At 64.5% G+C, this 8,554-nt stretch carries 7 protein-coding genes; 6 read left to right on the top strand and 1 reads right to left on the bottom strand.

What is annotated here, in order from left to right:
* The 6 genes from EN781_RS18070 to EN781_RS18045 form a co-directional block, all read left to right on the top strand.
* The coding region (locus tag EN781_RS18070; protein ID WP_145965541.1) for a hypothetical protein at positions 1-604 on the top strand (604 nt) is incomplete at its 5' end.
* A gap of 53 nt (positions 605-657) precedes the next feature.
* Entirely contained in the window at positions 658-2,451 is a 1,794-nt protein-coding gene (locus tag EN781_RS18065; protein ID WP_189347663.1) for a hypothetical protein, read from the top strand.
* Positions 2,448-2,909, top strand: a complete 462-nt coding sequence (locus tag EN781_RS18060; RefSeq protein WP_126054578.1) for a GNAT family N-acetyltransferase — start codon at positions 2,448-2,450, stop codon at positions 2,907-2,909. The genes EN781_RS18065 and EN781_RS18060 overlap by 4 nt, the downstream gene beginning before the upstream one ends.
* Before the next feature lie 4 nt (positions 2,910-2,913).
* Positions 2,914-3,705 carry a hypothetical protein gene (locus tag EN781_RS18055; protein ID WP_189347660.1) on the top strand — a complete coding sequence of 264 codons (792 nt, stop codon included), beginning with the start codon at positions 2,914-2,916 and terminating at the stop codon, positions 3,703-3,705.
* Between the two features lie 9 nt (positions 3,706-3,714).
* Positions 3,715-5,871 (top strand): phage tail tip lysozyme, encoded by a 2,157-nt coding sequence (locus EN781_RS18050; protein WP_127400199.1) that lies wholly within the window; start codon positions 3,715-3,717, stop codon positions 5,869-5,871.
* On the top strand, positions 5,871-7,991 hold the full coding sequence (locus EN781_RS18045; protein ID WP_127400198.1) for a hypothetical protein: 2,121 nt from the start codon (positions 5,871-5,873) through the stop codon (positions 7,989-7,991). Before EN781_RS18050 ends, EN781_RS18045 begins: the two co-directional genes overlap by 1 nt.
* On the opposite strand, the gene EN781_RS18040 is transcribed toward EN781_RS18045, so the two are convergent.
* Positions 7,926-8,171 carry a hypothetical protein gene (locus EN781_RS18040; protein WP_126058579.1) on the bottom strand — a complete coding sequence of 82 codons (246 nt, stop codon included), beginning with the start codon at positions 8,169-8,171 and terminating at the stop codon, positions 7,926-7,928. The genes EN781_RS18045 and EN781_RS18040 overlap by 66 nt on opposite strands.
* Positions 8,172-8,554: the final 383 nt, after the last annotated feature.

Raw genomic sequence — 8,554 nt, 5'->3', positions numbered from 1 at the left:
GGCACTGGCCAACGTCATGGCGTCCGAAATCGCGGATGCCCATGACTGGCAGAAGCTGCTTGTCCTGAAGACGCTCGCCGGCGACGGCGTGTCAGACGCGTTCGACATGCCTACCGACTTCCGGCGGATGCAGAAGACATCGTCGCTCTGGTCGCCGCGCTGGCAATGGGCAACCGAACACCTCACCAGCCCGGATCAGTGGCTTGAGCTTCAGGTGACGCCAATCGCCACGGTGAACGGCTACTGGATCATTTTCGGCGATCAGTTCCACCAGTGGCCGGTGATGGCGAACACCGAAACCGTCAAATTCTTCTACGTGTCGAACGATCTGGTCATGGCAAGCGACACGTCGAAAAAGACGATGTTCACCGAGGATGCCGACAGCTTCCGGCTTTCCGAGGTACTGCTGAAAAAGGCGATCATCGCCCGCTGGAAGCAGAACAAGGGGCAGGCCTACGAGCAGGATCTGGACGACTACCAGGACCTGCTCCTGCGCCGGATCGACAGCGACGGAGGTTCCAAGCCGGTCGTGTCCGGTCAGCCGCCTCTCAGTTGGCGCGGCCGGCGCGTGGCGTGGCCAGGCACGGTCACAGGTGCAGCGTGAGGTACGAACGCTTCCCCGGTCGCCGGAAAGCCGTTCCGGCCCCTGCGCGCGCCATGGCGCAGCCCTTCACCTTCGGTGCGCCCGTCGCAGGCTGGGTCACCAACCAGAGCCTGGTGAAGTCCAAGCCGTTCTCGGCCCAGACGCTTGAAAACTGGCTTCCGACCTCGACCGGCATCGTGATGCGCGGCGGCTCGGTCAAGCGCGCCACGATCGGCAGCGACCCGGTCGAAAGCTTCATCACCTACAACGCCGGCGGCACCAAGAAGATTTGGGCCTGCGACGAGACCACGGTTCGCGATGTCACGGCGTCCGCCGATGCTGTCACGCCGCCGGCCGCGTCGGTCACCGGCCAGACGTCGGGCTATTACTCCTACGTCAATTTCACGACCTCGGGCGGCTCGTTCGTCGTGGCGGTCAACGGAACCGACTTCCTGCAGCTCTACTCGACGACGTTCGACTGGACGGCGGTCAATGGCCTTGCGACCTATCGCCTGAACTTCGATGCCCAGACCGTCAACTTCATCAACGGCCAGGTGGTGACCGGCGGCACGAGCGGCGCGACGGCGACCGTGGTCAAGAACGTCGACAACGGCTCGACCGGCTCGCTGATGATCCAGTCGATTACCGGGACGTTCGTCGACAACGAAACCATCACCGGCGCTGGCGGCGGCTCGGCCACGGCCAATATCCCAGGCGGCGTCGTTCAGGTGTCGGCCGCCATCACCGGTGTTGCGACAAGCGCGCTGTCTCATGTCTGGCTCTACCGAAACCGCCTGTTCTTCATTCAGGGCGGCACGATGAAGGCCAGCTATCTGCCGGTCGATTCCGTCACTGGCGCGCTCGGCACGCTGAACCTGTCCGGCGTTTTCCAACGCGGCGGTTCGTTGCTGTTCGGCGGAACGTGGTCGCTGGATGCCGGCGACGGCATCGACGACAAGTGCGTGTTCGTCACGACCGAGGGCGAGGCGGCGATTTTCGAAGGCAGCAACCCTGCCGGCGCGACCGCCGCCGAGTGGAACCTTGTCGGCCGCTATGACCTCACCACGCCCATGGGCAAGCGCGCTACGATGCGCGCTGGTGGCGATCTGATCGTGGCGACGAAGGAGGGCATGGTTCCTATCTCGGCCGCGATCAACAAGGACGCCGCCGCGCTGTCCCTTGCCGCGGTCTCACGCAACATCGAGCCGGACTGGAAACATGAAGCGGCCCGGCGCCTCTCGTTACCTTGGGAGGTAATCAAGTGGCCGGACATGAACTATGCCATCGTCTCGCTGCCGATCACGGCCGAGGGGCAGGAGGCCTGGTCGTTCGTCGTCAATCTTGAAACCGGCGCCTGGTGCAAGTTCGTCGGATGGGCGACCCGCTGCATTGAACTGCATGACAGCCGCCTGTTCTTCGGGACCAATGACGGCAAGGTCTTCGAAGGCGAGATCAACGGCAACGATGACAGCGGGCCGATCTATTACACCTATGTCGGCAATCCCGATCACTTGAAGACGCTTGGCCGGCTGAAGACCGTCCACCAGGCGCGCCCGACGTTCCTCGCCTCGACCCCGTTCAATCCGAAGATTTCGTTCTCGGTCAACTACACGGTGACCCTGCCGACGGCGCCGGACGCGGCCGATGGTGGCACGGCTGACCTGTGGGATTCCGGCCTGTGGGATGTCGCCCTTTGGGACCAGGCCGCGCCGGTGGCGACTGTCAGCGGTGGGCAATGGATCTCGATCGGCAAGACCGGATACGTGCTGCAGCCGCAGGTGCAGGTGACCGGCTTTCTCAACCGCCGCCCTGATGTCGAGTTCGTGCAGCTCGACGTGACCTTTGAAAATGGCGGGGTGGTCGTATGAGCTACGACATCGCCATTGAGAACTTCAACGAGGCATGGCCGGAGCTCGAACCGCTTTGCCGCCGGCACTACGGCGAGATGCAGGCGCGCATGGCGGCCGAGGGCATGACGATCGGCGACTTCAAGCCGCGCCTCAACGTCTACGGCACCGCCAGTCATCTGCTTTGCTTCGTGGTCAGGATCGAGGGCGAGGCCGTCGGCTATGCCTTCATCTGGCTCACGCAGGACATGCACAACAGCGAACCCATCGCCATGGAGGACACGATCTATATGAGGCCGGATCACCGGAACGGCATCGGACGCCGTTTCACCAAACAGATCCTGGCCGAACTCAAAGCGCGCGGCTGCGTCAGGGCGCACGTGACCATCGCCACCGATCTGCGTGTTGCCAAGATGTGCGAGCGCGTGGGCTTCAAGCGGTCGGCAATCGCAATGACGTATTTCCTCCAGGAGGCCTGACAAGATGTGCGCGCCCGATCCTCCCGCCCCGCCGGATCCCAAAGAGACCTCTGCCGCGTCGACCTCGACGAACGTCGGCACGGCGGTCGCCAACGCGAACCTTGGCAACGTCAACCAGGTCACGCCCGACGGCAATCTCACCTATAGCCAGTCCGGCACCTACAAGTGGAACGACCCCTATACGGGAAAGTCCTACGACATCCCGACCTACACGGCGACGCAGACGCTTTCGCAGACCGGGCAGGCGATCAAGGATCAAACCGACCAGGCCAAGCTCAACCTCGGCGAGCTGGCCGCTGGTCAGTCGTCGTTCCTGAAAGACTGGTTGTCGAAGCCGGTCGACCTGTCGAACGATGCGACAGAGGCCCGCTTGATGGACCTCGGCATGAAGCGGCTTCAGCCGGCGCTGGACGCCCGTCGGGCGGCGAATGAGGCCGACCTGATCAACCGCGGCATTCGTCCAGGCTCCGACAACTACGCGCAAGCGCAAAACATCCAGAACCAGGGCGAGAACGACGCCTATGACCAGCTCCTGCTCACCGGTCGCGGGCAGGCGGTGCAGGAGGCGTTGGCGCAGAACTCGGCACCCATCAACAACCTGACCGCGCTGCTGTCCGGGTCGCAGGTGAGCCAGCCGAATTTCGTCAACGCGAACATGCCGACGATCCCGACAACCGACGTCGCCGGCCTGATCAACACCAACTACAACCAGAAGCTCCAGAACTGGCAGCAAAGCCAGGCGAACACCCAGAACCTTCTGGGCGGCCTGTTCTCTCTCGGCGCGTCGTTCATCTAGGAGGGGATCATGGGTTTCATCTTCGGCCCCGGCCAGCAGTACCAGACGCCCGAGGAACTGGCGAAGGCTCGCGCCGTTGCCGAGGCCCTGCTCAACCAGCAGCCGATCGCGCACAATGTCGGCGAAGGCCTTGCCGTGGTCGGACAGGCGATCAGGGGCAGGCGTGATCTGAACCGCATCATCAAGGCCCAAGGCGACATGCGGGCGGGCGGCGATAGCGTCTTCTCAGCGCTTTTCGGTGGTGGTGCCCCGGCCGCAACGTCGACTACGGCGCCGAGCGGCGGCGGAAACAATGTGGTTGCCTCGGCTCTTGGCGGCGGCTCGATGGGTAGCGCTCCGGACCTTTCCGGCAATGACGTCTACAACGGCTTCATGGACACGGTGAAAAGCAAGGTCACCAATCCTTACGGTCTCGCTGCCGTCGCCGCGACCGCCAACGCCGAAAGCCGCTTCAGTCCGAAGAACGCTTTCGGCTCCTGGGCGGACCCGAGCGAAAGCGGCCAGGCCGGCACCGCTGGCGGCATCCTGTCGTGGCGCGGCCCGCGCTTTGCGGCGATGCGGACCTTTGCCGGCAGCAACGGCGGCGATGCAAACGCTCCGTCGCCGCAGCTTCAGGCGCAATATTTCCTGCAGGAAGACCCCGGTCTGGTCGACGCGCTGAACGCGGCCAAGTCGCCGGAAGAGGCGCAGCGCCTGATGAACAACGCCTGGAAATTCGCCGGCTACAACCGCCCCGGCGGCGAGGCCGCGCGCCGTATTTCCATGGCCAATTCCTTCGCATCGCGGTTCGCCGACGCCGCCCCGGTACAGGTGGCGAGCCTTGAACCGGGCGCGGGCGTGTCGGCGGCGCTGAACAAGCGACCATTGCCGCAGGAGAGCCCGGCGACGGTCGCGCAGACCGTGCAGTCGCCGCGAGCGGCAGAGCCGCCTCCGGTGGCTACGAAGCCCGCAGCGGCGACGCAGACGGTCGTGCAGGCCAATCCAGCCTCCGGCGGCCCGAGCGTCCAACAGCTTCTGCAGGCCTCGCAGGATCCTCGCCTATCCGAGCAACAGCGCGGCGTCGTCAACCTGATGCTGAAGCGGAAGCTCGACGAGGCCAACCCGGCCAATCAGCTCGAACTGGAAAAGAACCGGCTGGAAGTGGAGAAGCTGCGCAACCCGCAGATCGAACCGGGCGAAAAGGCGCGCCTCGACTTCGATCGGGAGAAGTTCGCCGCCGAGCAGAACAAGCCGATCGAGGTGGGTGGCGTCCTGGTCGATCCCAAGACGCACGAGCCCGTTTACAGCGGCCAGCAGACCGATTGGGAAAAGCTCGACGAGCGCACGCTGTACAACAAGCGCACCGGCGAGACGCGGGCTGTCAGCATCGGCGGGGCGAACGCCGGACAATTCCGGTTCACGGGCAACTCCGTCGAGGCTCAGGCGCTCAACGGCCTGATGGACGGTGGCGGCCTCACGGTCGAGCAGGCGCAGCAGCTCGCCGCCGGCAAGACGATCAGCGGCCCGAATGGCGAATTGCTATTCCTGACGCCGCAGGGCGTGTTCGGCCAAGCTTCCGCAGGTGGCCCGGCCATGCCTGTGACGCCCAAGGCGGCACCGGCTCCCGCACCGGCACCGGAAGCTCCGGCCGCGCCAGGGAGCCAGGCGCCGACGAGCCCGCGCGCGGCCAATCCGCCACCGAGCGAGAACGCCGGTATCCTGCCGCTCACCGGCGCAAAGCAGAAGCCGCTGAACGAGCAGCAGCAGCGCGACAACAAGCTGTATTCGGTCGTCGCACCCGAGCTTCAGATCGTCGAAAAGAACTTCTCGGCCCTGTCCAATCCGTCGGATCAGGCCCTGTCGGCAATTCCGCGCGGCTCCGACTTTGGCGCCGAGTACCTGAAATCGCCTGAGTATCAGCGAGCGTCGAACTCGCTGCGCACCATCATCGCATCCTACCTTTACAGCGTGTCCGGCGCGACGGCGGCGCCGGCCGAAGTCGAGAACCAGGCGGCCATCCTGACGCCCAAGCCAGGCGAGGCGAAGGCATCCCTCGACGACAAGCTGGCGCGTATCCGGCAGATGGTCGACGCAATCAAGAGCGGTGGCGGTTCCGCGCCGGCTGGCAACGCGGGCACCGGTGGCGGCACGACCAGCAACGGCTTGAAGTGGAGCATTGAACCCTGATGCCTACGCTCAACATCCAAGGCCGCAAGGTTCAGGTCGACGACGCGTTTTTGTCGATGACGCCGGAGCAGCAGAATGCGGCGGTCGAAGAGATTGCCAAGTCTCTGCCGTCACCAAACGCTGATGTTGCCGCGGCTGATGCCCGCGCGAAAGCCGGCATGGCCGCTGCTCAAAAGATCATGGATGCTGGCGGCCCGGAGCCGGGGAGCGGTCACGACGCCCCCGGTCTTGCCTCTCCACGAGCTATGGGCGCATCGGGAACGTTCCTCAATGCGATCGGCGAAGGCATTCCGATTGCCGGTCCCTATGTCGACAAGGGCCTGACTGCCACGGCTGCCGGCATCGGCTCGCTGCTGACCGGGGAGCCTGCTTCCAAGGTCAACCAGGAGATGACCGACATCCAGCAGGAAAGCCGCGCCGCGCACCCGATCGCGCGCACGGCTGGCAATGTGACGGGCGCCGTGGCTGGCACGCTACCGGCGATGGCCGCAGCGCCTGAATTGTTCGGCATCGGCGTCGCGAGCGCACCGCTACGCTATGGCGCCAGCGCGCTCAGCGGCGCGGCGATCAATGGCGGAGATGCAGCCGTGCGGTCGGGCGGAGATTTGAAGAAGTCCGGGATTGGAGCTGGTGTTGGTTTCGCCACGGGCCTGGCAGCCCCGTTTGTCGCCCCGCTAATTGGCAAAGGCGTCAAGGCTGTCGCCGACAAGGTACAACTGAGCGCCATTGCCAAGGCGCTCGGCCTCGACAAGAGCGCCGCCAAGGTGCTGGCGAGTGCTGTCCGGCAGGACGCGGTAGAACCGGGCGCGCTCTCGCAGTTCGGCAACGACGCTATGTTGATGGATCTCGGCCCGAACCTCCGTCACACGGCGGGCGCCATCGCCGCGACGCCTGGTGAAGGCAAGGCCATCGTGCGCGGTGCGATTGGTGCTCGCGATGCCAATGCCAACTGGCGCATCCGATCCAGCCTCAACGAGACGCTTGGCGAGGCTCCTACGCCATCGCGCATCATCGACCGCGCGACCCGAAACCAGCAATACCTGCAGCCAGAATATCGGGAAGCCTTGCGGGAGGCTTCACCAGTCGATTCCGCGCCGATCGCCCGCTATCTCGACGCCGAGGCCCAGACGCTGCGCGGCGAGGCGCAGAAGGGCGTTCAGCGCGTTCGGAACATGCTCAACTATGCGCCCACGCCCGACGAAATAGCCCGCGCGCGCGCCGGTGGTCAGCCGCTATCCGAGCCGGGGCTGATCAGCGACGCCGAGACGTTGCTGAACACGCGGCACGCGGTCGACGACTTGCTGGAAACCACACAGGGCAGTAACACGCTGAATGCTCTACAGACCGCTCGTCAAGCGATCGATGACGAGCTTCGTGCCACGGTGCCCGGCATCAAGGAGGTCGATGCGAAATTCGCCGAGCTGGCTCGCCAGAAGGACGCCGTCCAGCGGGGCCAGACGGTACTTTCCAGCGGTCGGGAGGCGCCGCGGCCCGACGAACTCGCCGACGAGTTCAGGCAAGGCGCGCTGCCGCAAGGCTTGCAGGTCGGCCCGTCGGCGGTTCCGCTTCGCCTTCGTGAGGGCGCCCGCGCCGAGATTGAGCGCATTGTAGGCACCAACGCGAATGACCGCGTCGCGCTTCAGCGCCTGATCAAGGGGGAAGGGGACTGGAATCGGGCGCGCCTCTCGACCTTGTTCGGCTCAGACAAGGCCAAGGCCATCATCGATCTGCTCGACCGGGAAAGGCTGTTCAACGAGACGTCAAATATCGTCACGCGCAATTCCGAGACGGCGGCACGCATTGCAGCCAGGGATGCCATCGACGGCAGTGGCAGCAGCGGTTTCGGCGTGCGTGAAGGCTTCATCGCTGGCGGTGCGCGTGGCGCGGCCCGTGCAGCTGGAACGCGCGCTGTGGAAAGCGTTATCGATGCTCTGCGCAACGGCGGGAACGACAAGGCAATTGCCGATATGGCTCGCAGCCTGGCAGGCGGCCCGAAACAGAGCGCCGTGCTCGATGCGCTTATGAAAGCAGGCCAGGGTTCTCGGCTTCAGCAGTCACAGGTCGATCGTGTGGCGCGCGCCTTGCTGCTCAGCGGACCGACTGCCGTCAACCGCCCTTGAACGCGCTTGGCGGTCTTCGTAAATCCAGATAAGCAGCACGGCGGCGGCGCCGACCATGAAGCCAACAGCAAATTTCACACCGAGCAAATTGAACATCCAGTCGGCGCCCTGATGGATCACGGCCAGGACGGCAATGGTGATCACCGCTGCAATTAGCTGAAGGACCGTGGTGCGCGACATAGGCGCGGAACATAATGCGAAACTAGCTCAAGGAAAAGGGAGCGCCGCTAAGCTGGCGGCCGACGCATACTGTTGGGGGTGTTGGGGTACGTGAAAGCGTCGACCGTCAGCTTTTGGGCGGGGCGCGCCTCTTCGGCGCACAGTCAGGTTAGGCGCGATTGGAACGCCTTCAATCACCTTGCCCGCTTATGGTGAACAAGCGGTTACTTTCCACAGGTTCGACATTTTGTGGCCATCGGTCAGCCTAACATTTGTTAGCGCGGGATACCTGCCTGCCGCATTGTTGCGGCTCGACCCTCGCGGCTCTGGGGTCGTGACCATCTCCTTGCCCGCTGGCCAAAGCCAGCGGGGTTTTTGCTCAGCTGGCCTTTTGCTGTAACGGG

This window comes from Mesorhizobium sp. M4A.F.Ca.ET.090.04.2.1, assembly GCF_003999085.1.
GTDB lineage: Bacteria > Pseudomonadota > Alphaproteobacteria > Rhizobiales > Rhizobiaceae > Mesorhizobium.
This window is presented reverse-complemented; position numbering and strand designations above follow the sequence as displayed.